Source organism: Methylorubrum rhodesianum (assembly GCF_014199985.1).
GTDB lineage: Bacteria > Pseudomonadota > Alphaproteobacteria > Rhizobiales > Beijerinckiaceae > Methylobacterium > Methylobacterium rhodesianum.
Map to the genome: position 1 here is coordinate 40,116 of NZ_JACHOS010000013.1, position 25,593 is coordinate 65,708.

General features: G+C 70.0%; 25 protein-coding genes. 12 read left to right on the forward strand and 13 right to left on the reverse strand.

The window, feature by feature from the left end; genetic code table 11:
- Positions 1-77: 77 nt before the first annotated feature.
- From rplS to HNR01_RS18840, 3 genes are all read left to right on the forward strand, one after another.
- Positions 78-470: a 50S ribosomal protein L19 gene (gene rplS / locus HNR01_RS18830; protein ID WP_012456963.1), complete on the forward strand. Its 393-nt coding sequence runs from the start codon at positions 78-80 to the stop codon at positions 468-470.
- Positions 471-693: 223 nt separating this feature from the next.
- Complete coding sequence (locus tag HNR01_RS18835) at positions 694-1,059, forward strand: nucleotidyltransferase domain-containing protein (RefSeq protein ID WP_043376547.1); 366 nt, start codon at positions 694-696, stop codon at positions 1,057-1,059.
- Positions 1,056-1,457, forward strand: a complete 402-nt coding sequence (locus HNR01_RS18840) for a HEPN domain-containing protein (protein WP_309236210.1) — start codon at positions 1,056-1,058, stop codon at positions 1,455-1,457. Before HNR01_RS18835 ends, HNR01_RS18840 begins: the two co-directional genes overlap by 4 nt.
- Positions 1,458-1,486: 29 nt before the next feature.
- On the opposite strand, the gene HNR01_RS18845 is transcribed toward HNR01_RS18840, so the two are convergent.
- A complete protein-coding gene (locus HNR01_RS18845; protein WP_183669075.1) occupies positions 1,487-2,683 on the reverse strand; it encodes a lytic murein transglycosylase in 1,197 nt (398 codons plus the stop codon).
- Positions 2,684-2,969: 286 nt separating this feature from the next.
- On the opposite strand from HNR01_RS18845, the gene rpsD reads away from it, so the two are divergent.
- Positions 2,970-3,587, forward strand: coding sequence for a 30S ribosomal protein S4 (gene rpsD, locus HNR01_RS18850; protein ID WP_017483343.1), 618 nt, complete (start codon positions 2,970-2,972; stop codon positions 3,585-3,587).
- A 66-nt stretch (positions 3,588-3,653) separates the two neighbouring features.
- Here the strand turns inward: rpsD and HNR01_RS18855 are convergent, their stop codons facing one another.
- The 5 genes from HNR01_RS18855 to HNR01_RS18875 form a co-directional block, all read right to left on the reverse strand.
- Positions 3,654-4,706, reverse strand: coding sequence for an NAD(P)H-dependent flavin oxidoreductase (locus HNR01_RS18855; protein WP_183669076.1), 1,053 nt, complete (start codon positions 4,704-4,706; stop codon positions 3,654-3,656).
- Between the two features lie 101 nt (positions 4,707-4,807).
- On the reverse strand, positions 4,808-5,650 hold the full coding sequence (locus HNR01_RS18860; RefSeq protein ID WP_153873233.1) for a CDP-alcohol phosphatidyltransferase family protein: 843 nt from the start codon (positions 5,648-5,650) through the stop codon (positions 4,808-4,810).
- A gap of 50 nt (positions 5,651-5,700) precedes the next feature.
- Positions 5,701-6,411, reverse strand: coding sequence for a phosphatidylserine decarboxylase (locus HNR01_RS18865; RefSeq protein ID WP_017483340.1), 711 nt, complete (start codon positions 6,409-6,411; stop codon positions 5,701-5,703).
- Between the two features lie 75 nt (positions 6,412-6,486).
- Complete coding sequence (locus HNR01_RS18870; RefSeq protein WP_183669077.1) at positions 6,487-8,421, reverse strand: ABCB family ABC transporter ATP-binding protein/permease; 1,935 nt, start codon at positions 8,419-8,421, stop codon at positions 6,487-6,489.
- 108 nt (positions 8,422-8,529) lie between these two features.
- Positions 8,530-10,092: a LysM peptidoglycan-binding domain-containing protein gene (locus HNR01_RS18875; protein ID WP_183669078.1), complete on the reverse strand. Its 1,563-nt coding sequence runs from the start codon at positions 10,090-10,092 to the stop codon at positions 8,530-8,532.
- Positions 10,093-10,320: 228 nt separating this feature from the next.
- Between HNR01_RS18875 and HNR01_RS18880 the strand changes: the two genes are divergently transcribed.
- Together HNR01_RS18880 and HNR01_RS18885 are read left to right on the forward strand one after the other, a co-directional pair.
- Positions 10,321-10,923 carry an LOG family protein gene (locus tag HNR01_RS18880; protein ID WP_017483337.1) on the forward strand — a complete coding sequence of 201 codons (603 nt, stop codon included), beginning with the start codon at positions 10,321-10,323 and terminating at the stop codon, positions 10,921-10,923.
- Positions 10,923-11,714, forward strand: coding sequence for a class I SAM-dependent methyltransferase (locus HNR01_RS18885; protein ID WP_183669080.1), 792 nt, complete (start codon positions 10,923-10,925; stop codon positions 11,712-11,714). Before HNR01_RS18880 ends, HNR01_RS18885 begins: the two co-directional genes overlap by 1 nt.
- Positions 11,715-11,718: 4 nt before the next feature.
- On the opposite strand, the gene cysS is transcribed toward HNR01_RS18885, so the two are convergent.
- Entirely contained in the window at positions 11,719-13,107 is a 1,389-nt protein-coding gene (gene cysS, locus HNR01_RS18890) for a cysteine--tRNA ligase (RefSeq protein WP_183669081.1), read from the reverse strand.
- A 329-nt stretch (positions 13,108-13,436) separates the two neighbouring features.
- Here cysS and HNR01_RS18895 point away from each other — a divergent pair, with 329 nt between their 5' ends.
- Positions 13,437-13,763 carry a hypothetical protein gene (locus tag HNR01_RS18895; protein WP_183669083.1) on the forward strand — a complete coding sequence of 109 codons (327 nt, stop codon included), beginning with the start codon at positions 13,437-13,439 and terminating at the stop codon, positions 13,761-13,763.
- Between the two features lie 28 nt (positions 13,764-13,791).
- Here HNR01_RS18895 and HNR01_RS18900 read toward each other — a convergent pair whose 3' ends face one another.
- On the reverse strand, positions 13,792-14,337 hold the full coding sequence (locus HNR01_RS18900; protein WP_183669085.1) for a CreA family protein: 546 nt from the start codon (positions 14,335-14,337) through the stop codon (positions 13,792-13,794).
- Between the two features lie 164 nt (positions 14,338-14,501).
- Between HNR01_RS18900 and HNR01_RS18905 the strand changes: the two genes are divergently transcribed.
- The 5 genes from HNR01_RS18905 (at position 14,502) to HNR01_RS18925 (ending at position 20,399) form a co-directional block, all read left to right on the forward strand.
- The gene (locus HNR01_RS18905) at positions 14,502-15,506 is read left to right on the forward strand and encodes a DUF2865 domain-containing protein (protein ID WP_183669087.1); all 1,005 of its coding nucleotides are present in this window, start codon (positions 14,502-14,504) and stop codon (positions 15,504-15,506) included.
- 159 nt (positions 15,507-15,665) lie between these two features.
- Positions 15,666-17,759 (forward strand): OmpA family protein, encoded by a 2,094-nt coding sequence (locus HNR01_RS18910; RefSeq protein ID WP_183669089.1) that lies wholly within the window; start codon positions 15,666-15,668, stop codon positions 17,757-17,759.
- A gap of 76 nt (positions 17,760-17,835) precedes the next feature.
- On the forward strand, positions 17,836-19,050 hold the full coding sequence (locus HNR01_RS18915; RefSeq protein ID WP_153873243.1) for an MFS transporter: 1,215 nt from the start codon (positions 17,836-17,838) through the stop codon (positions 19,048-19,050).
- Positions 19,051-19,134: 84 nt separating this feature from the next.
- Positions 19,135-19,623 carry a VOC family protein gene (locus HNR01_RS18920; protein WP_153873244.1) on the forward strand — a complete coding sequence of 163 codons (489 nt, stop codon included), beginning with the start codon at positions 19,135-19,137 and terminating at the stop codon, positions 19,621-19,623.
- A complete protein-coding gene (locus HNR01_RS18925) occupies positions 19,620-20,399 on the forward strand; it encodes a class I SAM-dependent methyltransferase (RefSeq protein ID WP_183669091.1) in 780 nt (259 codons plus the stop codon). Before HNR01_RS18920 ends, HNR01_RS18925 begins: the two co-directional genes overlap by 4 nt.
- On the opposite strand, the gene gltX is transcribed toward HNR01_RS18925, so the two are convergent.
- From gltX to HNR01_RS18950, 5 genes are read right to left on the reverse strand one after another with little or no spacing between them, the layout of a single operon-like run.
- Positions 20,396-21,745 carry a glutamate--tRNA ligase gene (gltX, locus tag HNR01_RS18930; RefSeq protein WP_183669093.1) on the reverse strand — a complete coding sequence of 450 codons (1,350 nt, stop codon included), beginning with the start codon at positions 21,743-21,745 and terminating at the stop codon, positions 20,396-20,398. The two genes, HNR01_RS18925 and gltX, sit on opposite strands and share 4 nt — an antisense overlap.
- A 56-nt stretch (positions 21,746-21,801) precedes the next feature.
- Positions 21,802-22,881, reverse strand: a complete 1,080-nt coding sequence (locus HNR01_RS18935) for an efflux RND transporter periplasmic adaptor subunit (protein WP_183669095.1) — start codon at positions 22,879-22,881, stop codon at positions 21,802-21,804.
- A complete protein-coding gene (locus tag HNR01_RS18940; protein ID WP_017483325.1) occupies positions 22,878-23,072 on the reverse strand; it encodes a DUF1656 domain-containing protein in 195 nt (64 codons plus the stop codon). Before HNR01_RS18940 ends, HNR01_RS18935 begins: the two co-directional genes overlap by 4 nt.
- A gap of 8 nt (positions 23,073-23,080) precedes the next feature.
- On the reverse strand, positions 23,081-25,117 hold the full coding sequence (locus tag HNR01_RS18945) for an FUSC family protein (protein WP_183669097.1): 2,037 nt from the start codon (positions 25,115-25,117) through the stop codon (positions 23,081-23,083).
- Positions 25,114-25,548, reverse strand: a complete 435-nt coding sequence (locus HNR01_RS18950) for a DUF4345 domain-containing protein (RefSeq protein ID WP_183669223.1) — start codon at positions 25,546-25,548, stop codon at positions 25,114-25,116. Before HNR01_RS18950 ends, HNR01_RS18945 begins: the two co-directional genes overlap by 4 nt.
- Positions 25,549-25,593 lie beyond the last annotated feature (45 nt).

Here is a 25,593-nt window from a genome sequence, read left to right on the forward strand (position 1 = left end):
CGGCCAACTCACAACAGGATGCCGAAATCCTGACGCCCGGACCTCACCGGACGGGCGCTAACGGCCGGAGCATTTCCATGAACATCATCGAGCAGCTCGAGCGGGAAGAGATTGCCCGCCTCGCCAAGACCATTCCGGATTTCGAGCCGGGCGACACGGTCATCGTCAACGTCCGCGTGAAGGAAGGCGAGCGTACCCGCGTCCAGGCTTACGAGGGCGTCTGCATCGCCCGCAACGGCGGCGGCCTCAACGAGAGCTTCACCGTCCGCAAGATCTCCTACGGCGAGGGCGTGGAGCGCGTGTTCCCGGTCCACTCCCCGATGATCGATTCGATCAAGGTGGTCCGGCGCGGTAAGGTCCGTCGCGCCAAGCTCTACTACCTGCGTGACCGCCGCGGTAAGTCGGCCCGCATCGTCGAGCGCAACGACCGCCCCGCCAAGGCCGAGAAGGCGCCCGCCGCCGCGGAGTGATCCGTTTCGAGGAGCGGTTCCGCGGAGCCGCTTCCGCCGATGCGCCCGTCCCGAGATGCTCGGGGCGGGTTTTTTATTGGCCGGCACCGTGCGAGGCGCCCGGTGGCAACGGGATCCCCGCAGGAGAGCGCTTTCAAAGGAAGGGACGGCGCACCTTGGCCCTTCGACTGCGTTGTGTAAGTTGAATGCCGCCCAAGCACGCTCGGCATTGGACGCGCCCGCGATGAGGACGAACAGCACATCTAAGAGGTTGGTTGAGCGCAAGATCCTGGACGTGGCCGGGATCTTCCTCAAAAGGCTCGATGGCCGTTATCCGGTGCGGGGCGGGATCTTGTTCGGAAGCCGGGCGCGCGCCAGCCATGGCAAGGACAGCGACGCGGACTTGGCCGTCGTGCTCGCTGGCACTGGCACTTCAGGCGACCGACGTTCCGCGTCGAGAGACATGGCCGGGATCGCCTTCGACATCCTGATGGAAACGGGTGTTCTCGTTGATCCGCTTCCGCTCTGGGAAGACGAGCTAGAGGGCCGGGTCGCATTCAGCAATCCGGCCCTCATCGACGCGATCTGGCGCGACGGGGTGCGTCTGTGAGCCAGACGCCCGACCCCTCCTCCTTCATGCGGAAGGCGGAGCGCGCTCTGGCGAGCGCACGCGTGCTTCTCCATGCCGGTGATGCCGAGGGTGCCTGCAACCGGGCGTACTACGCGATGTTCGATGCCGCCCGCGCTGCGTTGATGCTTCTTCCCGAAGGCACCGCGCCGATCGCCACGATCAAAACGCATCGCGGCTTGATCATGGCCTTCGGCCAGTATCTCGTCGCCACGGACCGGATCGACCCCGCTTTCGGACGCTCGCTGAACCAAGTCGAGAAGCTTCGCCTCTCCTCCGACTACTTCGGCGACGTGCTGCCGGCGGAGGACGGCCTATGGGCCGTCGAGCAGGCGGAAACCTTCGTCAACGTGGTGAAAGTCCGCTTTCCGGAGCTCTGAGCGAAGCCGAAGCTGTAGGGTGAGAGACCTCACCCCCGCCGCAGCGCCTCCAGCACCTTGCCGCCCGGCCGGCCCGTGGCCGGCATGCCGAGCTGGCGCTCGACGTCCTTGATCGCCTCGCGGGTCTTCGAGCCCACCTTGCCGTCCGGCTCGCCGACATCGTAGCCGCGGGCGATCAGGCGGCTCTGGAGGTCACGGCGCTCGGCGCGGGAGAGCGGCGGGTCGTCGGTCGGCCAATCGGCCTGGACGCCGGGGCGGCCGCGCAGGCGGTCCGACAGTACGGCGATGGCCAGACCGTAGGATTCGGCGGCGTTGTAGGAGTAGATCGCGTCGAAGTTCTTGGTGACGAGGAAGGCCGGGCCGTTGATGCCGGCCGGCGCCAGGATGCCGGCGGGCCCCTCCCCCGTCAGCGGCCGGCCGTCGACGCGGGTGACGCCGAGCGAGGCCCAGTGGCCGACGGCGTGCTTGTTCTTCCGGCCGGCGGCGGCGACGTTGAAGCCGCGGGGAAGCCGCACTTCGTAACCCCAGGGCTGGGCGTTCGACCACTTGGCGACGCGCAGGAAGTTGGCGGTGGAGGCGACCGCGTCGGCCACCGAATCGACCACGTCGCGCCGCCCGTCGCCGTCGCCGTCGACTGCGAGGCGCTGATAGGTGGTGGGCATGAACTGCGTCTGGCCGAAGGCACCGGCCCAGGAGCCGGTGAGCCGCGAAGCCTCGATGTCGCCGCGCTCGATGATCTTGAGTGTCGCGATCAGCTCGGTGCGGAAGAACTCGCGGCGCCGGTGGCCGGAGCAGGCGAGCGTGGCCAGCGACTGCACCAGGGGCATCTTGCCGAGGTTCTTGCCGAAATTCGATTCGACGCCCCAGACGGCGGCGATGGTGTAGCGGTCGACCCCGTAACGCGCTTCGGCATTCGCGAGCGCCTGGGCGTGCTGGCGCATGGCCGCGCGCCCGTCCTCGACCCGCTCCTCGTCGACCAGCGCCGACATGTAGTCCCAGATCGGCGTCTTGAATTCGGGCTGGGCCTGAGAGAGCTCGATCACCTTCTCGTCGTAGGCGATGTTGGCCGTCGCTGTGCGGAAGGTCTGTGCCGAGACGCCGGCGCCTGCGGCCTGCGCCTGGATGCCGGAGAGGCAGGATTGAAAGTCCGCGCGGGCCGGGCCGGCGATCAGGCTTCCGGTCAGCGCGAGGCCGATGAGGCTGGCGCGGGTGGTTGGCGTCGGCATGGGTCGGCGCTCCGTCGATGCTCGGGGGAATTTCTCGTCTGATTCAGGCGATACGAGGGTTAATGAAAGGTGAGGATCGGCTGCGGCCGAGGGTGACAGGGGCCGCGGCATTGACCGTGCCGGCGTTCTCGTCTAGGCACCCGCTCGTGTACGGGGCTCCGGTTTGGGGCCCCGTCGCATTTCATGCGCACCCGTGGGCGGTAACAGCCGCCCTGTCGTCCTCGCCGCTCCGGCGAAGAGGGAGAGGAGGGCGCGTTCCTCAAAAATTTGTTCCAGAGGAACAGCGATGTCAAAACGCGTCCAGGCGAAGCACAAGCTCGATCGCCGCATGGGCCAGAACATCTGGGGCCGCCCGAAGAGCCCCGTGAACCGCCGCGAGTACGGCCCCGGCCAGCACGGCCAGCGCCGCAAGGGCAAGATGAGCGACTTCGGCACGCAGCTGCGCGCCAAGCAGAAGCTCAAGGGCTACTACGGCAACATCACCGAGAAGCAGTTCCGCCGCTACTACGCCGAGGCGATCCGCCTGCGCGGTGACTCCGGCGAGAACCTGATCGGCCTGCTCGAGCGCCGCCTCGACGCCGTGGTGTACCGTTCGAAGTTCGTCGCGACCCCGTTCGCCGCGCGCCAGTTCGTCAACCACGGGCACATCAAGGTCAACGGCCGCCGGGTCAACATCCCGAGCTACCAGGTCAAGGCCGGCGACGTGATCGAGGTGAAGGAAGCCTCCCGCCAGCTCGAGATCGTGGTCGTGGCCTCGCAGCTCGCCGAGCGCGACGTGCCGGACTACATCGAGGTCGATCATCAGAAGATGACCGCCCGCGTCACCCGGATCCCGGGCCTCTCCGAGGTGCCCTACCCGGTGCAGATGGAGCCGAACCTCGTCATCGAGTTCTACTCGCGCTGATTTTTCGAGATCCGTCTCGGATTGTGGAAGGGCCGCCCCTCGGGGCGGCCCTTCCTCGTTGGTGGTTCAGCCCGGAACGCCGCTGGCCAGCAGGCGGGTCAGGTCGGCCGCCGGCCGCTCCCGCGAGAGGCCGACCGCCTGCCCCGACCAGAGCGGCGAGAAATCGCCCGAGCCTTGCGCCTCGGCGGCCGGGCGCAGGGGCTGGAGCGCGACCGCAGCACCGGGGAAGGCCGGCGCGACCGCACTGATCGGCCCAAGTTCCCGCACCGCGCGGGTGAGCAGGCCGCGGGCGGGGCGGCCGGTGAACACGTTGGTGAGGGCCGTGTCCTCGTCCCGGGCCGTGCTCAGGGCGGCGCGGTAGGGCGCGGAGAGGCCGGCCTCGGGGCAGCGCAGATAGGCGGTCCCGACCTGCACCGCGCTGGCGCCCAGGGCGAAGGCCGCCGCCACGCCGCGGGGATCACTGATGCCGCCCGCCGCGATCACCGGCACGTTCACCGCGTCGGCGATCTGCGGCACCAGGGCGATGGTGCCGACCTGCGAGGCCGCCGCGTCGGTGAGGAACATGCCGCGATGGCCGCCGGCCTCCGCCCCCTGCGCTATGACCGCATCGACGCCGCGCTCGGCGAGCCAGCGTGCCTCGCGCACCGTAGTCGCCGAGGACAGGATCAGGCAGCCGGCCTCCCGCACCCGCCGCAGCAGCGGCTCCGCCGGCAGGCCGAAATGAAAGCTGACGACGGCTGGGCGCAGCTCTTCCACCACCTCGGCCATCGCGGCATCGAAGGGGGCGCGGTTGGCCATCGCCACCGGAGCCGCCGGATCGAGGCCGAACTCTGCGTAGTAGGGCGCGAGGGCGGACCGCCACGCGGCCTCACGTGCCGGATCGAGGGCGGGCAGCGCGTGGCAGAAGAAGTTCAGGTTGAACGGCCCATCCGTCACCGCCCGGATCGCGGCCACCTCGGCGCGGATCTGATCGGGTGTCAGCGCGGCGCAGCCGAGGGAGCCGAGCCCGCCGGCCGCGCTGACGGCGGCCGCGAGCGGCGCCTTCGGCCCGACCATCGGGGCCTGGATGATCGGATGCGCGATTCCGATTCGCCGGACGAGATCCGTCTCACCTGCCATGGCTGTCTCCTCGCACGCCCCGATGCGGGTAACGGGAGAAGGCCGGACGGGGCGCGGGGCCAGATCCCGGTCAGCGGAGGGATCGTCGCGAGGGCGGAGGGTTAGGCCCCCGGCGCCGCCGGCTGTTCCGTCGTTGCGGAGGTGGTCGTGCGCGCAGCCTCCTGCTTCAGGCGCTTGCGGTACTGCGCCGCGCCGAAGGGCAGGCCCGCCAGATAGGCGACGCTGACCGCTGCCATCGCCTCGAACGGGAAGCTGATGACGAGGCCGAAGCCGACCACGACGACGAGGAAGATCGGCACCACGAGGTCGCGCGGCACCCGCTTGCCCCAGGTCTTGCCCGAGAAGGTCGGGACGGTGGAGACCACGAGAAGCGCGATAACCAGCACGTAGATGAGGATCACCGGCGTGCCCCAGGCACTGAAGTCGAGGCCGAGGAAATGCAGGTAGAGCGGCAGCATGCCGGTGATGGCGCCGGCCGGCGCCGGCATGCCGACGAAATAGTCCTTCTTCCACTCCGGGCGGTTGGGGTCGTCGAGCATCGCGTTGAAGCGCGCGAGACGCAGGCACATGGCGATGGCGAAGACGAGAGCCACGATCCAGCCGACGGATTTCAGATTGTGCAGGGTGAAACTGTAGAGGATCAGGGCCGGAGCGCAGCCGAAATTGACGAAGTCGGCCAGCGAATCGAGTTCGGCGCCGAATCGCGAGGTTCCCTTCAGCAGGCGCGCCACGCGCCCGTCGATCCCGTCGAGACCGGCGGCGACGATCACCGCGATCACCGCCGGTTCGAACCGGCCCTCGAAGGCCAGCCGGATCGCGGTCAGCCCGAGGCAGAGCGCGAGAAGGGTGATCATGTTGGGGGCGATCATCCGGAACGGGACCGGCCGGAACCGGCGCGGCCGGTCGTTCGCTTCCGGCGCGAAGGGCGGGAAGAGATCGTCCATGTCGTCTCTCGACTCGTCGCTTCTGGCCATGTCGCCCTTCTGCAGAGAGGTCAGATGCGGCGGAAGGCGCGCTCGGGGCCGCCGCCGAGATCGGCCAGGATCGTCTCGCCGGCCACGGCCTTCTGGCCGAGGCCGACCATCACGCGGGTGCCGACGGGCAGGTAGACGTCGACGCGCGAGCCGAAGCGGATCAGGCCGAAGCGCTCGCCCACCTGCTTGCTGTCGCCTGCCGAGACGAAGCCGACGATGCGCCGCGCCACGAGACCGGCGATCTGCACCACGCCGATGCGCAGGGGCTGGCCGCGATGGGTCGTCTCCATGACGAGGCCGTTGCGCTCGTTGTCCTCGCTCGCCTTGTCGAGCTCGGCATTGAGGAACAGGCCCGGCGTGTAGTGGATCTGGCCGATCTTGCCGGAGACCGGCACGCGGTTCACGTGGCAGTCGAACACGTTCATGAAGACCGAGATCCGCAGCATCGGCTCGTGCGAGAGGTCGAGCTCCGGCGGCGGCAGCACGGTCGAGATCAGGTTCACGCGCCCGTCCGCGGGTGAGACGACGAGGCCGTCGCCGACGGGCACGACCCGCTCCGGATCGCGGAAGAAGTAGCAGACCCAGAGGGTCAGGATCAGGAAGATCCAGCCGAAGAACTGCGAGAAGTAGCCGAGCACCACGGTCAGCACGATGCCGATCAGGATGAAGGGGTAGCCCTCCTTGTGGATCGGCACGAGCGTCCGGCGGATCGTCTCGATGAGGTCGGTCATGGGCTCCCGTTGGACTCCGGCGGGGCGAATCTTCCCCGCCGGATGGCAGGGGGGCGCGGTTCCGTCAACCGGCGGCTAGAGCGCCGGCTCGGCCTCCTGCTGGTCTGCTTCGGGCAGGGCGCCCTCGTCCTCGGCGCGCTTCAGCGCTTCGCGGGCGGCGTCGGCCTCGCGCTGGCGGTTCCACAAGGCGGCGTAGACGCCGTCCCGCGCGAGCAGACTGGTGTGGTCGCCCCGCTCGACGACGCGGCCGTGATCGAGCACGAGAATCTCGTCGGCGTTGATCACGGTCGAGAGACGATGGGCGATCACCAGCGTCGTGCGACCCTGGCTGACGCGGTCGAGCGCCGCCTGGATCTCGCGCTCGGTGAACGAGTCGAGGGCGGAGGTCGCCTCGTCGAGGACGAGGATCGGCGGGCCCTTCAGGATGGTGCGGGCGATCGCCACGCGCTGCTTCTCGCCGCCCGACAGCTTCAGTCCGCGCTCGCCCACCGGCGTGTCGTAGCCCTCCGGCAGGCTCTCGATGAAGCGGTCGATCTGGGCGAGGCGGGCGGCCTCGCGCACCTCGGCCTCGCTGGCGTCCCAGCGGCCGTAGCGGATGTTGTAGCCGATGGTGTCGTTGAACAGCACGGTATCCTGCGGCACCATGCCGATCGCCGCGCGCAGGGAATTCTGGCGGACGCTCGCGATGTCCTGTCCGTCGATGGTGATGCGGCCCGCATTCGGCTCGTAGAAGCGGAACAGCAGTCGCGACAGGGTCGACTTGCCCGCGCCCGAAGGGCCGACGATGGCGACCGTGCGGCCGGCCGGCACCTCGAAGGAAATCCCGCGCAGGATCGGCCGCTCCGGGATGTAGGAGAAGCGCACGTCCTCGAAGCGGACGGTGCCGGCCTCGACCTTGAGCGGCGCGGCCCCCGGACGATCGGCGATCTCGGGATTGCGCTTGAGGATCAGAAACATGTCGTCGATGTCGATCAGCGCCTGTTTGATCTCGCGGTAGATCATCCCCATGAAGTTCAGCGGGATCGAGAGCTGCACCAGCATCGTGTTGACGAGGACGAAACCACCGATCGTTGTCCGGCCGGCCATGATGTCACGCGCGGCCAGCCACATGACCGCGGTCATGCCGAGGGTGAAGATCACCGCTTGACCGGCGTTGAGCACCGCCAGCGAGACGTAGGTCTGGGTGGAGGCCTTCTCGTAGCGCTCCATCGAGGCGTCGTAGCGGGCGGTCTCCCGGTTCTCGGCGCCGAAATACTTCACCGTCTCGAAGTTGAGGAGCGAGTCGACCGCCTTCGTGTTGGCCTCGGTGTCCGAGTTGTTCATCCGGCGGCGGATGCCGATGCGCCACTCGGTCGCCTTCCAGGTGAAGCCGAGATAGGCGGCGATCATCGTCGCGACGACCACCGAGTAGAGCCAGTCGAACTCGTAGGCGAGGATGCCGAGGACGAGGACCAGCTCGACGATGGTCGGCACCAGCGTCAGCACCATCAGGCGCGACAATTCCTCGATGCCGGAGCGGCCGCGCTCGAGCACGCGGGTGAGGCCGCCGGTCTTGCGCTCCAGATGGAAGCGCAGAGAGAGCCGGTGCATGTGCTCGAACGTCTGCAGCGCGAGTCGCCGCACGGCATGCATCGCCACCTTGGCGAACAGCCCGTCGCGCACCTGCGTCAGCCCGGCCATGGCGATGCGCGACAGGCCGTAGAGGGCGATCAGCAGGAAGGGCGCCGAGACGAGGCCCGCCGGCACCGCGGCGGTGGCGTCGCCTGCCCCATCCTTGGCGCCGACTGCCGCGACCAGCGCGTCGGTGGCCCATTTGAAGGTGAAGGGCATCACCATCGTCGCGGCCTTGGCGACGAAGAGCAGCCCGAAGGCGATGAACACCCGGCGCTGGAGATCGGCGCGGCCGTGGGGCCAGAGATAGGGCCAGAGCCGGCGATAGGTCGTCAGGAGGCCGGGACGTTCGAGGGGCGCGGGCGCGCCCTCCCCCGCCTGGACGGGTGCTTTTGCCATTGTGGGGTTCGGAAGGATCTTTCGGCACGGGGCGGCCGTCGCGTGGCGCATATAGGCGCTTGCGAACGATCGCGCACCCTCCCCCTTCCCGACCCTCCGGTCTCCCCGTCAGCTCCGGCGATCGATGCCGCTTCGCGCCGACGGCGTTTCCCGCGCCGGTGCGTCCTTCGGCAGCACGAACATCTGACCCGGATAGATCCGATTCGGGTCGCGGATCTGATCTTGGTTGGCGTCGTAGATCACGGTGTAGCGGTTGCCGCGGCCATAGGTGCGCCGGCTGATCTGCCACAGGCTGTCGCCGCGGGTGATCCGCGCGGTGTTCACCTCCGGTACGAACACGGCGCCGGCATCGGCCGGAGGGGCCGCGCCCGCCAGAGGGCTCGACGCGGGCGCGGCGGCCCTCGAAGAGGCCGCCGGCGTCGGCGTGCCCGCTGCCGCCGGCGGGGGCGCGGCCAGGCTCGGAGCGGCACCGATTCCCGCCGTTCTGGCTGGTGGCGCCGAGCGGTCCGCTTCGGGCTGCTGCGGCGCGACGGCGCGCGATTCGGCCGCCCGCTCCCGGCTCGGGATCGGCTGCGTTGCCGGGCGCTTCGTCGCTGCGACGCCGGGCTTCGCCGGGTCGTCGGTGCCGGCCTCCGCAGACCGGGTCGGCGGCCCGCTATCGGGATAGGCGAAGGCGACTTCGGCGCGCGCCTTCACCTTGCTGCCGGCCTGATCGACCGAATCGATGCGGATGCGGTAGGCGCCTGGCTTCACACCGCGCCCGATTGTAAAGGCGACCCGCCCGTCGGCTCCGGACCGTCCGGAGGCCACCATGGTGTCGTTGAGATAGAGGCGCAGACTGCTCCACGCCGTCGTCTGACCGGTGACGTGGAGGCGCCCGCCCTCCTGCGCGTCCACACTGACGATGCGGACGGCCCCCGGCGCGGGCGCCTTGCCGGCCGGCTTGTCCGCCTCGCGGACCGGATCGTTCGCAGCCGAGCGGCTCTCCCCGGCCTCCTTGCCTCCGGCCTCGGGCGCGTCGGGCTGGGACAGCACCCGCGTCGGCGCATCCGGCGCGCTCAGGGCGATCAGCGGCTTGGCATCGCGCTTGTCCGATACCACGATCGTCACACTCTCCCGGCCCGGCAGCGGCTTGCCGTCGGGGCCGGTGGCCTGCAGGGCGATCTCGCTCGTGCCCGGGGGCAGATCCGGCGGCGTCAGCGCGAACTGACCCGCGGCGTCGGCCTGAGCCGTGGCGAAGGGTTTTCCGTCGCGCAACAGCGCGATGCGGCTGTTGGGTGCCGCGCGCCCCGCGATGACGCTCGCCCCGTCCGGCTCCACCCGCACGATGTCGAAGCTCGGCGCTCCGTCCTCCTCGCGCACCTTCGCTTGGCCGGCCGGCGACGCCTCCTGCCCGACGCCCCCCTGCCCGACGCCCCCTTGCGATAGGGCTCCGAGGGCGGCATGAGAGGAGTCCGTCGCGGGTGCGTCCGAGGATGTCTTGCCGGCACGGTCGCCGGTCTCCGCTCCGGCCGAAGGTTCCCCCGGCGTCGCCGGTGTTTCGGCAGAAGGATTGACCGCCGCGTTGCGCTTGAGAAGCTCCCCGGTCCCGAACAGCGCGACCACCATGGCGAAGCCGCCGAGCAGCCCCGCTACCGCGAGGACGATGCTTCGCCGCACCTCAGCCGTCATGGCCGCACACTCCCGTACGCTTCGGGTTGCCGCGGATGCGCGCGCTGCGCCGCCGTTTGTCGACAACCCGTCTAAATCCGGTGACATATTAACGAACATGAGAAGAACACCAAAGCTCGAACGGGCGGGTACCCATTTTTCCCGCGTGAACTCAGCATTCTTTCGCCTGGACGGGTGCATGTACCTCCGCCTCGATGCGTCCCCCCCTCGCCGTCGGGGAGATGCGTGATGGCGCGGCTCACCTCCGTCTGTGTCTATTGCGGTTCCGGCTTCGGCGGCGATCCGGCCTTCGCCGAGGCCGCGCGCCGGCTCGGCACCTCCCTCGCCCGGGCGGGGGTCAAGCTCGTCTATGGCGGCGGCAATGTCGGCCTCATGGGCACCGTCGCGGGCGCGACGCTCGATGCGGGCGGCTACGTCACCGGCATCATTCCGGATTTCTTGAAATCGCGCGAGCGCATGCTCGACGCGGTGCAGGAGACCATCGTCGTCTCCGACATGCACACCCGCAAGCGGCTGATGTTCGACCGGGCCGACGCCTTCGTCGCCCTGCCCGGCGGCATCGGCACGCTGGAGGAACTGGTCGAGCAGCTCACCTGGGCCCAACTCGGACAGCACCGCAAGCCGATCCTGCTCCTCTCGGTGAACGGCTTCTGGGACCCGCTGATCACCCTGATCGACCATATGCGCGCCCACGGCTTCATCCGAGAGGGCCTCGACTTGAACTATCTCGTCGGCACGGATCCCGACCGCGTGGTGGCGACGCTGAGCGAGGTCCTGGCCCAGTCGGAGCCGGCGCCGTTGGCGGATGAACTGATCGAGAAGCGTTTCTGATGACCGCTTTGACCGAGCCCGGACAGACGATCGCCGGCGAGCACCGGGGCGAGCACTACGCGGACGTGCTGGCCAAGCTCTCCCGTAACGCCGCCGTGCGGCGCTACCTCGAGATCGGCGTCGCCTTCGGCGACATCTTCTCCGGCATCGCCTGCCGTCACGGGATCGCCGTCGATCCGGAATTCCGGCTCAAGACCAACATCGCGGCCAACAAGAACAAGGTCTCGCTGTTTCAGGTGATGAGCGACGTCTTCTTCGCCCACCTGAACCTGCGCCGCGACATCGGCGGACGGATCGACCTCGCCTTCCTCGACGGAATGCACCTGTTCGAGTTCCTGCTGCGGGATTTCTTCAACACCGAGGCGATCTGCCGGCGTGACTCGATCATCGTGATGCACGACTGCCTGCCGGTGGCCGAGCCGATGGCCGATCGCGACCCGATGCAGGCCGATATCCGCGCGCGCGGCACGCCGTTCGAGGGCTGGTGGACCGGCGACGTGTGGAAGATCGTACCGATCCTGAAGCGCTACCGGCCCGATCTCGACGTGATGCTGGTCGATGCCCCGCCCACCGGTCTCGTCATCGTCACCGGGCTCGATCCCTCCTCGCGCACGCTCAAGACCAACCACGACGCGATCGTCGAGGAATTCTCGCGCTTGCCCAACACGGCGGAAGAGATCGCGCAGATCTATGCCGAGTCCCCGCTCACTTCGACGGAGGAGGCGCTGCGCCGCCTCGGCGGGCGGTCCTACGCCCATGGCGGTGGCTGGCTGCAGCGATTGACGGGCTGATGCTTCAGCCCGCCACCGTCCAGGTGGTGGTGCCGTCCTTGTTGTCCTTGACGCTCACCCCGAGGGCGGTGAGGGCGTCGCGGACCCGATCGGAGGCGGCCCAGTCCTTCGCGGCGCGGGCCGCCTTGCGCTCGGCGATCAGCGCTTCCACACGCCCCACGTCGATCCCCGCCGCGCCGACCCGGTCCGCCTCGCGCTGCGCCTTCGTCGTCGGAAGGAAGCCCATCAGCCCCGCACCGGCCTTGAGCGCTCCGGGATCGGCGCCGGCGAGCCGGTGCAGCTCGCCGAGGGCGGCCGGCGTATTCAGGTCGTCGCTCAGCGCCTCGACCACGCCGGCGGGCACCGCCGCGTCGGGCGCCGCCTCGCCCGCCGCCTCGTACCAGCGGTCGAGCATCCGGCTCGACTCCTCCAGGCCGCGCAGGGTCCAGTCGATCGGCTGGCGATAATGGGTCTTGAGCATGTTGAGCCGCACGACCTCGCCTGGCCAATCGTCCAGCACCTGGCGGATGGTGATGAAGTTGCCGAGCGACTTCGACATCTTCTCCCCCTCGACCTGAAGGAAGCCGTTGTGAAGCCAGACATTGGCCATCACGTCGGTGCCGAAGCAGCAGCGGGACTGCGCCACCTCGTTCTCGTGGTGGGGGAAGATCAGATCGATTCCGCCGGCATGGATGTCGAAGGTCTGTCCCAGGTGCTTCCAGGACATGGCGGAGCACTCGATGTGCCAGCCGGGCCGGCCGGGTACCTCGATCCCGCAGGGTGACGGCCAGGAGGGCTCCCCCGCCTTCGACGGCTTCCACAGCACGAAATCGAGCGGCGAGCGCTTGTAGGGCGCGACCTCGACCCGGGCCCCCGCCTCCATCTCATCGAGCGGGCGCTTCGAGAGCGCGCCGTAATCGGGCATGGAGGGCACGTCGAACAGCACGTGCCCTTCCGCCACGTAGGCGTGGCCGGCCGCGACGAGGCCCTCGATCAGCCGGTGCATTTCGGCGATGTGGTCGGTCGCCCGCGGCTCGATGAACCGGGCCGGCTCACCGGCGCGATTCACGTCGTCGGACATCAGCACGCCGAGGTCGCGGATGTCGCGGTGGAATTGCGCCAGCGTCCCGTCGGTGAGCTCGCGGATGGTGATGCCGCGCTCCAGCGCCCGGGCGTTGATCTTGTCGTCCACGTCCGTGACGTTGCGGGCGTAGGTGACATGCGCCGCGCCGTAGAGGTGACGCAGCAGCCGGAACAGCAGGTCGAAGACGATGATCGGCCGCGCGTTGCCGATATGCGCCGCGTCGTAGACCGTCGGTCCGCAGGCATACATCCGGACGTTCGCCGGATCGATCGGCGTGAAGACCGCCTTCTCGCGGATCAGCGTGTTGTAGAGGCGCAACATCGGCGTCATCGACTGCGTTCCTGCCGGGCTCATCCGGCCTCCCCTGCGGCGCGTGCCGCCCTCGTCGTTTGTCGTTGCGGCGCAGCACCTTCGGCGGACCGCCGGGCGGAGCCGGAGCGCGGCCCCGCCACAGTGTCGCCCGAGCCGCCGCCCGCCGCTGTTGCGCCGCCGCGACGGTCGCCGCCACGAGGTTGGGCTAACCCAAAACGGTGATGAATTCGAGAAGGGCGACCGCTCCTCCGCCTCTCAACCGACCGTGACCGGATCCGGCAAGGATTTGTTTACCGCGCCGTCCGAACACTCCGAACTCGAACGAACCCGTTCACAAGGTTTTCACCATGCGCCGTCCGGCCGCCGCTCTTCTTGCCCTCGTTCTCGCCTCCACCGCCCTGCCGGCGAGCGCCGGCACGGAACCGGTCGCGCGCAAGCCCGTCGAGAAGACCTTCCTGATTCCGACCGAGGACGGCTACGGCGTCGGCGAGTGCCTGAGCGGCGGTCCGAGCGAGTGCGGCCAAGTCGTCGCCAACGCGTGGTGCGAGTCGCAAGGCTTTGCCAGTGCTGCCAATTACGGTGTCGCCGCGCAGGACGAGTACACCGGTGCCATCGGCGACGCCGCTCCGGTGAAGAGCGCGCCGCGCCCGCTGCGCATCACCTGCCAGGACTGAGGCCGGCCGGATTCAGGCCACGGCCGCCCTACTTCACGAAATCCGCGCATTTCGGCGGCGGCTCGGTTCCCCACGGGGCGAGCGGCACGGCGGAGGTGGAGTTCTTGGGCGAACCCTGGATCACCCTGTCGGAATAGACCATGTAGATCAGCGTGTTGCGCCGGACGTCGCAACCGCGGACGATCTGCATCGACTTGAAGATCAGCGAGCGCCGCTCGCTGAACACCACTTCGCCCTGCTTGAACTTCTCCTTGAACTGCACCGGCCCGACCTGCCGGCAGGCCAGCGAGATGTCCGACACATCCTCCGCCAAGCCGAGCGTGCCCTTGATGCCGCCCTTTTCGGGCTGCGTGTACCAGCAGGCGACGCCGGCCACTGCCGGGTCGTCGATGCCGTAGACCACGAGCTTGTCGTTGGGCGTCAGCGGACGCCAAACGGTCGATTTATCGAAGACCCGGTCGGGCTCCTGCGCCCGAGCCGGGGCAGCCAAGGCCAAGCAAGAGACGAGGCAGGCGGCGAGGCCGGCCGCCGCTCGCCGGCGGCGATCCCCATTGGTGCCCGTGAGCCACATCATCGACGCAATCCCCCCAAAGCTTGGCCGCAGAGACATGGTGTCTCTGTCCCGAAAGGGCGAGGGGCTTTAACACATGTCGAAGATCGCTTGGGCCGTCGCGCACGGCCGGGCATCCTCTCCGTGACCCCCGCGACCTCCTGCCCGAGATCCCCAGCATCCGCACCATGCCGATGATCGGACCGCAGTTCCGCCGCGTGCTCGCCCTCGCGCTCGCCGTGCTCACCCTCGGCGGGGCGTCGCCGGCGGCGGCTGCACCCGATGTGTGGGCCTGCCAGCGATACCGCACGGAACTCGCCAACCTCAACGCGAGCGCCTCGACGGCCTCCGCATTGCAGAGCGAGGTCGCGCGCCTGGAGACCTACTATCGCAGCCTCAATTGCGAGGGAGGCAAGTTCCTGTTCTTCGATACCCGGCCGCCGCAATGCGGGGCCGTCGAAGCGCGGATCCGCTCGCTCAACGCCACCTATGGCGGGGGCGACGGCGAGGTGGTCGCCGCCCGCCGCCGGCAGCTCGTCGCCGCCGTTTCGAGCGCCTGCACCGGCCTGATCCCCGGCGAGGGGCAGGAGGGACAGACCGCCGGGAACCAGACCGCCCGCGGTGGCGCGCAGGTGATCTGCGTGAAGACCTGCGACGGCTCCTACTTCCCGATGGCGAACCTGCCCGACGGGCGCGGCGGGGCGGACGAGATGTGCCAGGCGCTCTGCCCCGGCACGGAAGCGGTGGCCTACTCGATGCCGCACGGCGACGAGGCGCTGAAATACGCCGCCACGATCAAGGGCAACCGCGCCTACACCGCGCTGCCGGCGGCCTTCAAATTCCGCAAGAGCTTCACCCCGGACTGCTCCTGCAAGCGGGAGGGCCAGAGCTGGGCGCAGTCGCTCGCCAAGGCCGAGAGCATGCTGGTGCGGCACAAGGGCGATATCTTCGTCACGCCCATGACGGCGGAGAGGCTCTCGCGCGCCCCGAAGGTGCGCCTGACGCTCGTGGGACGTGCCGACCGGACGGCGGCGACTCTCGCGGCCGACGCGGCCAGCCGGGAGGGGGTGGCGGTCACGCCCTCCTCGAAGGAGGCCGCCGAGCAGACCGGCTCGACCGTCGAGAGCCGCAACGGCATCCGCATCATCGTCCCGAGCCTCCTTCCGCCCCCGGCGCTGACGCCCGCTCCGTAGACAGGGACCGCCGATTCCAGCCGGCTTTATCGACGGGAAAACCACAGAAGATCTCTTCGCCTCGACCAATCTCCGTTGCCCCTCGATCTGGGAGAACGGGGAACCAATCCGGTCCGATTGTGTTCGGAACCGCCGATTGCGTTTCACGAGGCTGTCTTCATGCGGATAACCCGCTCGCTGCTCCTGGCCGGCACGATACTGCCGGCGCTCGTCCTGTCCGATCTGTCCCTGGCGCGGTCTCTCGGCGATGGCGGGCGGATCGAGCTCGCACAGCGCGAGGAGAGCGGCGAGGGTCCACGCGGCGGCGGACGCGGGCCGGGTGGACCGGGTGCGCCCGGGGGCCCCGGTCCGGCCGAGCGTGGTGGCGTCGAGCGCGGCGGACCGCCGGCACGGGAGCGGCCGGACCGATCCGAGCGTCCGGAGCGGCCCGAGCCGCGTCAGGCGCCCGCGGCCCGCGAGCGGCCGGAGCCCGCCGAACGTCCGACCCGTCCCGAGCGGCCGGCATCCCAGGAACGACAGGAGCGCCCGGACCGTCAGGAGCGTCCCGAGCGTGCGCCGGCCCCCGCCCAGAGGCCGGACCGGTCCGAGGAGCGCCCGACCCCGCCGGCGTCCCGCGAGCGGACTCCGGATCGCGAGGCGCCCGCGCGCCGCGAAGCCCCGGAACGTGAGGCACCGGCCCGTCGCGACGCGCCGGACCGGCCGGATCGCGACGGCACCGATCGTCCGGCGCGCCCCACTGGCCGGGATCGCGACACCGAACGTCCGGATGCCGCCCCGAGCCAGCGCCGGGCCCCGGATGCGCCGACGCCGCCCGCCTCGGAACGTCCCGTGCGTCCGACGCCGCCGGCCGTCCCGAGCCCGTCCCAGCCCGAACCTCCGGCCAACCAGCGGCCCGGCGTTCCCGGGCGCCCGGTGGCGCCCAACGCGCAGCAGCCCGCCCGTCCGGATCAACCGACCCCTCCTTCGGCGGCCCAGCCCGACGGCGCCCGCGAGGCGCCCGGCGGCCGCACGGCGCCGAACCAGCAGCCGGGCGTTCCTGGCCGCCCGGTGGCTCCGAACCAGCAGCCCGGCATCCCCGGCCGTCCGGTCCAGCCTCCGGGCACGCCGCCTGACGCAGCGGCGCCGAACCAGCCGGACGGCCGCTCGGATCAGCGCAGCCTCGAAGATCGCCGCGACGGCGACCGGCGCGACGGCGACCGGCGGGGTGACCGTTTCGATCGCCGTGACGACGACCGCCGCGACGATGACCGGCGTGGTGACCGCCGTGACCGCTTCAACGTGCCCGGCACTCCCGCCTACGTTCCCGGCGGCTTCCGCGACGACGATTATCGCGTGCGCGACTACGACACGATCCGCCGGGATCGCCGCGAGTACGACGTCGACGGCCGCACCTATTACCGCGAGCCCGGCCGGATCATCGTGCGTGATCGCGACACCACCTTCATCCGCCACGACGAGAACGAGCGCTTCCGCACCCTCTACGGCGAGCGCGGCTACCGCAGCGAGCGTCGCGGAGGCGAGATCTACAGCTACGTCGACAGCCCGGCGGGCGGCCAGATCATCACCGTCGTGGACGACGACGGCCGGCTGCTGCGCCGATCCCGCCGATACCGGGACGGGCGCGAGGTCGTTCTCATCAACAACGCCTACGGGGGCGCACCCCGGCCGATCTACGAGGACGTGGTGGAACTGCCGCCGCCGGATATCCGCATCCCGCGCGAGCGCTACGTCGTCGATTACGATCAGGCCGACGAGCGCACCGTCTACGAGGCGCTCTCCGCCCCGCCGGTGCAGAAGCTCGATCGGCGCTACACCCTGGATCAGGTGCGCTACAGCCCGCAGCTGCGCGCGCGCATGCCCTCGGTGGACATCAACACGATCACCTTCGACACCGGCTCCTTCACGGTCACGCCGGATCAGGCCAAGCGCCTGTCGACCATCGCGGAGGCGATCAATCGGACGATCAAGGACAATCCGCAGGAGGTCTTCCTGATCGAGGGCTACACCGACGCCGTCGGGTCGGACATCGACAACCTCTCGCTCTCCGACCGCAGGGCACAGTCGGTTGCGGCGGTGCTGACGCAGAACTTCCAGGTCCCGCCGGAGAACCTCACCACGCAGGGCTACGGCGAGCAGTATCTGAAGGTGAACACGCAGGAGGCGAACCGCGAGAATCGCCGCGTCACGGTGCGCCGCATCACGCCGCTGCTCCAGCAGCAGGCGGAGGGGCAACAGGCGCCGGCACCGCGTTAACCGAAGCTCTTGACCCTCCCCCTCCTGCGGCGCAGGTGGGGGAGGTTGCGGGTGGGTTCGAGAGCACGGGACGGCGATGGCGGACGACAGCGACCGGTTCATCGAGGCCGGGACGCCGACCTTCCGCCGGGCGACGCTCGCCCTGTTCGCGGCGGGCTTCTCCACTTTCGCGGTGCTCTACGGCGTTCAGCCGCTGCTGCCGGTCTTTCACGACACCTTCGCTGTCTCGCCGGCCGAGAGCAGCCTCGCGCTGTCGCTGCCCTGCGCCACGCTCGCGATCTCCCTGCTGATCGTCAGCCCGCTCTCCGAGGTCTGGGGACGCAAGCGGGTGATGGCGGCCTCGCTCTTCACCTCGGCGCTCCTCACCATCGGCGCCGTGCTGATGCCGAGCTGGCACGGCTTCCTCGTCCTGCGGGCACTCACCGGCATCGCCGCGAGCGGCCTGCCCGCCGTCGCCATGGCCTATCTCAGCGAGGAGATGCACGGGCGCGCGATCGGACTGTCGATGGGTCTCCTCATCGGCGGCAACGCGCTGGGCGGCATGGTCGGGCGTCTGCTCGCGGGCGTCATCGCCGACCATGCCTCCTGGCGCTGGGGGCTCGGCGTCATCGGCGTCCTGGCCCTGTTCGCGGCCCTGGCCTTCCAGTTCGCCCTGCCAGCCTCGCGCCACTTCCTCGCCCACCGCATGCGCTGGCGCGAGGTGCCCGGCACCTTCAGCCACCATTTCCGCGACGCCGGGCTGCCCTGGCTGTTCCTCGAACCGTTCCTGCTGATGGGCGGGTTCGTCTGCGTCTACAACTACATCGGCTTTCGCCTTCTCGATCCGCCTTTCTCGCTGAGCCAGACGGAGATCGGCCTGATCTTCATCGTCTACCTCGCGGGCACGGCGAGTTCGGCCATCACCGGTCACGTCGCCGGCCTGCTGGGGCGGCGCAAGGTGCTGTGGCTGGCGATCCTGCTCGGGATCGGTGGTATCGCGCTGACCCTCGCCGACAATCTCCTTCTCATCATCGCCGGCATCGTCGTCGTCACGGTCAGCTTCTTCGGCGCGCATTCGGTCGCGTCGAGCTGGGTCGGGCGCCGGGCCTTGAGCGACCGGGCACAGGCCTCGGCGGTCTATCTCTGCATGTACTATCTCGGCTCGTCCCTGCTCGGCACGGCGGGCGGCTGGTTCTTCCTGCATTTCGGCTGGCCGGGGGTCGCGGGCTTCTTCGGCAGCCTTTACGTGGCGGCCCTTTTGGTCGCGCTGCGCCTGACGCGCCTCGCGCCGCTTCCGCCCGCCGGCGGATGACAGTCCAATGAGCCGGCCGGCCGACCGCGGTTGAATACCGGGCGGCGCTCTCGCTATCCTGCCGACGGAGTGGGAGAGCCCGGCATGGCCAACGTCAGTACCTGCCTCTGGTTCGGCAAGGACGCGGAGGCGGCCGTCCGCCTCTATGTCTCGCTCGTGCCCGATTCGCGGATCGACCATATCCAGCGCGCCCCGGGCCCCTGGCCGGGCGGCGAGGCCGGCGAGCCGATCCTGATCGTCTTCACCCTGGGTGGTCAGAGCTTCCAGGCCCTGAACGGCGGCAGTCCGGCCGATTACGGGACCGCCGCGTCGATCTCGGTCACCTGCCGGGATCAGGCCGAGGTCGATCGGCTGTGGTCGGCGCTCACCGCCGGGGGCGGGGCGGAGATCGCCTGCGGCTGGCTGCGCGATCGCTGGGGCGTACCCTGGCAGATCGTGCCGGAGATCCTGCCGCGCCTCCTCGCCGATCCCGATCCGAACGTGGCGTCCCGCGTCTTCACCGCCATGCAGGACATGGTGAAGCTCGATGTCGCCGCGCTCGAACGCGCCGCGAGGGAAGGAGCGACGGCGTGACAGCACCCCTGAGCCACGACGCCCACACGGAAAGCCAGTTCGGCAGCCGCGCCGATGACTACGTCGCGAGCGCCGTCCACGCGGCGGGCGAGGATCTCGCGGCGCTGGCCCGCTTCGGCGCCCTCCCCCATGCGGCCGTGCTCGATCTCGGCTGCGGCGGCGGCCATGTGACCTACGCGGTAGCCTCTCATGTCCGCGCCGTCACCGCCCTCGATCTGTCGCAGGCCATGCTCGACGCCGTCTCTGCGGAGGCACGGCGCCGCGGACTGACGAATGTCGTCACCCGGCAGGCCAGCGTCGAGGCGCTCCCCTTCGCGGATGCGAGTTTCGAGTGCGTGCTCTCGCGCTACAGCGCCCATCACTGGGGCGACGTGCCCGCCGCCTTGCGGGAGGCGCACCGGGTGCTCGCGCCGGGCGGTCGCCTCGGCCTGGTCGATGTCGTGCATCCGGGCCCTCCGCTTCTCGACACCCATCTCCAGGCCTGGGAGCTGCTGCGCGACCCGTCCCACGTGCGCGATTACGGCGAGGCCGAATGGCGCCGGATGCTGGCGGAGGCCGGTTTCGTCCCGGGCGCCGTCCGACGCTGGCGGGTTCGCATGGATTTCCCGTCCTGGATCGCGCGGATGGGCACGCCCGAGGCGAGCGCGGCGGCGATCCGCGCCCTCCAGGGGGGAGCGCCCGAGCTGGTGCGGTCGCATTTCGCGATCGAGGACGACGGCAGCTTCACCCTCGACGTGATGATGATCGAGGCCGAGCCCGATGGGGTCCTGGACTAAGCCGATTCTCCGGCGAGCCGCCGCAGCGCGCTCTCCCGCCCGATCAGCGGGAGCAGCGCCGAGAGGTCCGGCCCGTGGTCGAGACCGGTCAGGGCGAGGCGCAGCGGCATGAACAGGGCACGACCCTTGGCGCCGGTCTCGGCCTTGACGGCGTCGGTCCACGCCTTCCACGTACCGGCATCGAACGGGGCCGACGGCAGCAGGCGGGCGGCCCCGGCGATGAAGTCCGGTTCGGCGATCTGCGGCGTGACCGGTCCCGCCACCACGCGCCACCACTCGGCGGCCTCGGAGACGCGGCCGAGATTGGCCCGCACCGCGAGCCAGAACGGCTCGGCCTGCTCCGACGGCACGCCGAGGGCGGCGAGCCGCTCGCGCACGGCCCCGAACGGCATCTCGTGGACGAGGCGCGCGTTGATCCCGTCGAGTTCGGCCGGATCGAACCGGGCCGGGGCGCGCGACAGGTGGGCGAGATCGACGAGGCCCGCCAACTCGTCGAGGGACGCGATCGGGCGCACGGCCTCGGCCGAGCCGGTCAGCACCGCGAGCGAGCGCACCGCCGCGGGCTCGTAGCCGGCCTCGCGCAGGGAGCGCAGAGACAGGTGGCCGAGGCGCTTCGACAGCCCCTCCCCGTCCGCCGTGGTCAGCAGGTTGTGATGGCCGAAGACGGGCACGAGGGCGCCGAGCGCCTCGAACAATTGCACCTGCACACCCGTGTTCGTGACGTGGTCCTCGCCGCGGATCACGTGGGTGACGCCGACATCCGCGTCGTCCACCACCGAGGGCAGCGTGTAGAGGTAGCTCCCGTCGGCGCGCACCAGCACGGGATCGGAGAGCGAGGCGCAATCGACGTGGCTCTCGCCCCGGACGAGGTCGTTCCAGGCGACGATGCGGTGATCGAGCTTGAACCGCCAGTGCGGGCGGCGGCCCTCCGCCTCCAGGGTAGCCCGGTCGGCGTCGGTAAGGGCGAGCGCGGCGCGGTCGTAGATCGGCGGCAGGCCGCGGCCGAGCTGACGCTTGCGCCGCCGCTCCAATTCCTCCGGCGTCTCGTAGCAGGGATAGAGACGGCCCGCCGTCTTCAGTCGCTCGGCCGCCGCGTCGTAGAGCGCGGTGCGGTCGCTCTGGCGGAAGAACAGGTCCGGCTCGATGCCGAGCCAGCCGAGATCCTCGGCCGCGGCCGTGGCGAATTCCTCCGTGGAGCGCTCCCGGTCGGTGTCGTCCAGGCGCAGCAGGAAGCGACCGCCCTCGCGGCGCGCGAACAGGGCGTTCAGCAGCGCCGGCCGGGCATTGCCGATATGAAGGAAACCGGTCGGCGAGGGAGCGAAGCGGACGAGAGGAGCGGTGGCCATGACGCCGCCTTACCCAATTTTGTTGGGTCTCGCACCGTCTGCGCGCTCGTGTGGTCTCAGTTCCTCCGCTCGCCGCCGGGCTCCGTCCGATCGGGACGGCCGAGAAACCGGTCGCGCAGCGATTGGACCCAGAGCGGCTGGCCCTCGCGGCCGTCGCCGACGACGACGGTGGCCGTCATGCCCGCCACCAGGGTCACCTCCGGCGGCACGTGGTCGATGCGGATGCGCACGGGCACCCGCTGGGCGAGCCGCACCCAGGTATAGACGGGATCGACATTCGGCAGCCCTTGCGTGCTCGTCGCGGCGTTGGCGGTCGAGATGCCCAGCGTCAGGCTCTCGACCGTACCGCGCAGGGGCTCGCCATAGCCCATCAGCGCCATCTCGGCGGGCGCGCCGACGCGGATATGGGCCATCTTGGTCTCTTCGAAATAGCCATCAACCCAGAAGGAATCGGTGTCGATGATCCGTATGTTGGCGGTGCCGGTCTGGGCGTAGTCGCCGACCCTCAGCAGCAGGTTCGTCACCCGGCCGTTGACGGTCGAGCGCACCTGCGTGCGCTCCAGGTTCTTCCGCGCCTGCGAGAGCTGCGACCTGGCGGTCTCCAGGGCCGCCTCGGCGATCTTGGCGGTGCCGGCATATTGCTGCTTCTCTTCGACCGAAGTCGAGACGGTGGAGAGCGCCGCGCGCCGGGCCGATTGCGCCTCCTTCACCGAGAGGTCGGCCTCGCGGTTCTTGATCGCGGCTTCGGCCGAGACCACCGCCTCCTGGTAGTCGAACGGATCGATGACGTAGAGGACGTCCCCCTTCTTCACCTCTTGATTGTCGGCGACCCGCAGCTCGACGATGGTCCCGGCGACCTGCGGCGCGATGTTCGCCACCTGCACCCGCACCCGTCCGTCGCGGGTCCAGGGGGCGGTCACGTAGAACTGCCACACCACGTAGGCCGCCACCGCCGCGAGGGCGAGGACGAGGCCGGTGGCGGCGAGCCGCAGCAGGCGGTTCCACCGTCGACGCCGGCCGGACGCCGGCTTCGTACCTTCCTGCCGTCCGGGACGCGGCTCGTCGGAGGGAGTGTCGTCGGAGGAGGCCTCCTCCCGGTTCCGGTGGTCGGCGGGTGCGTCGTCCTCGCGCCTCACAGCAGCACCACCACGAGCGCCAGCAGGCAGACATAGATGCCGGCTTCCGCCAGCGGCGCGTTGGCGACGTATCGCCCGAACCGGATCCGGCGGAATACGACCCGCAGCGCTACGAGCAGCGCGAAGGCGAGCAGCGCGTAGGCGACGAAGGGCGAGACCAAAATCCCGCCGATGGTGAGGTCGTGCTGCATCTGCGTCGTCAGGAACGGGGGAGGGAAAGGCGCCGGAAGAAGCGACCGTGCCGCCTGATAACGCGCGAGGCGGTGGCAAGGTCTGTCACAGCACGGGCGAGCTGCATGCGCACCGGACGGTCCTCTCGCTTCGGCGCATCGATCAGGGCGGTCGCCGCACGATCGAGGTCTGCGGTGCAGGCGGAGGCGAGCGCCGTCCGGGCCTGCCCGATCAGCGGAGCGAGGGGGCGAATCTCGCTCAAGGTGCGCAGCTGCGCATGGGCGCGTGCGGCGGCCGCCTCCAACTGCGCCACGGCGAAGGCGTGATGCAGGCTCGCCCGCCGCACCGCGCCGCTGCCCGAATTCCAGGCCGAGAACTGGAACAGCCGGTCGGCATTGAGGCTGGTGCGGGTGGTGGCGTCGCCCCCCTCCCCCGCCAGAGCCTCGGCTAGGTCACGGCGGGCCTCGTCGAGGGCAAAGGCGCGGTGCTGCGACGCCGAGATCGGCAGGACGAGGCGGATCGTCAGGAACAGGATCACGGCGGCGACAACGACCAGCAGCGCGTTCATGAGGAAGGTCTGCGGATCGTAGGATTGCGGGTTCTCCGGCGCCATCAGCGCCGGCGTGAACACGAGGGTGATGAAGCCGATGGTGAAGCTCGGCGGGTGAAGCGAGACGAGACAGCCGAAGAAGACCACGGGCGCCATGGCGATCGCGAGGAGCGGGAAGCCCTGGTTGCCGTTGAGCATCACGAACAGCACGAACCCGGCGCAGAGCGCGGCGAGCGGCATCCCGATCAGCACCCCTTGCGCGAACTTGCGCAGGTCCGGCGTCACCGAGGACAGGGAACAGGTCGCCGCCACCTGGACCAGGGCGAAGGAAGATTGCGGCAGCCCGAGAAGGATGAAGAGCGCCGCCGCGAGGCCGAAGGCGATCATCACCCGCAGGGCTGCCCGCAGGGCGACCTGCAAGTCGCGATGGGTCGGCAGAGCGACGTCGCGCATCGGCGCGTGGCCGTCCGCGAGGGCGCGCGCGCCGTCCTCCGCGAGGGTTGCGGCGTTGACGACGTCCAGAGCGCGCTGGAGCACCATGATCTCGTTCAGGGAGGCGCCCGAATCGCGCATCCCCTCATCCACGAGGTCGCGCAGTCTGTCGCCGTCGCGGGCGAGTGCCGCGGACCGAGTCTCCCCGCCTTCCGCGACCGAAGCCAGGGCGAGTGCCCGCGCCTCACGCACCCGCGCTCCCGGCGCGTGGATACGCGCCGTCGCCGCCGCCAGCGCCCGGCTGGCGGCGGTCAGGACGTAGAGCGCCGCGATCGCGCTGCGGGCGCCCGCGGCTCGATGGATGCCGTCGTCGAGTTCGCCGGCGATGGCGCTCGCATCGGCCCGCATCGGCGCGACCTGCCGGATCAGCGCGGCGGTGCGCTCCGGTCTGGGATCGCCCCGGGTCAGGCTCTCGCGGGCGAAAGTCCGGGCCTCCGCGTGGGCGCCGGCGAGGCGCGGCAGCAGGGCCTGCCACGTGCTCGGTGAGGCCAGCGCGTCGTTGATGAAGGTGATCGCGACGATGCCGACCGCGATCGCGGCGACGCGGCCGATGGCGGCATCGAAGACCGTCTGCGGCGCGTCGATATGCGCGATCGCGACGATCGCCACGGTGTAGCCGGACAGCATCGCCCCGTAGGCGCGGGTGTCCTGCAGGAACTGCGCGACGAAGACGCACAGGCCCAGCCAGCAGGCGAAGCTGAGGAGCAGGAGCACGCGATCCTGCCCGAACAGCCCCATCAGGAGGATGCCGACGATGCCGCCGATGACGGTGCCGAGGAAGCGGTAGCCGGCCTTCGAGAGGGCTTGGCCGCGCTTCGGCTGGGCCAGGATCGCCACGCAGACGGCGGCCGAGGAGGCGCTGTCGAGCTGGAGCCAGAACGCGGCGTAGAGCGCCAGCATCATGGCGAGCCAGATCCGGAGGGCGAAGGCCCAGGCGGCGGGCTTGGGGACCCAGCGATCGAGGATGTCGAGCAGGCGCGCGCCGGGACTGTCCCCTTCGGCCCGTCGCAGGGCCCCGCTCATCCCGCGAATCCGGCTCCGGGCTGCAGAGCCTGCCGCTGATCCCGGGCGAGGCGCGCGACCCGCAACTGCCACAGGCACAGCAGCGGCGTGACCACGAGTTCGAGGGCGAGCGCCGCCAGCATGGTCAGTGACGGCACGCCCGTGAGAGCGAGCCCGAGAAGGCGTGCCAGACCGCCGAGCCCCACGACGAGCGTGAGGAAGCGGAACAGCCGCGACTTGTCCTCGATCCCCGGCACGCAGGTGAAGAACAGGAGGCCGATGCCGGTCAGCAGGCCGGACAGGTAGCGGAAATGGCTGTCGGCCGAAACGTTGACCGACGTGCCGCCGCCGATGCCGTCGATGCCGAACAACACACCGTAGAGTCCCGCCAGAACGGGCACGACCGCCGCAACCGCCACCGTGCGCTGCAGGATGCGGCGTTCACGCTCCATCTCGGTCAGGCTTTCCGTCGATGCTCTCATTCGCTCCCGCGCGGA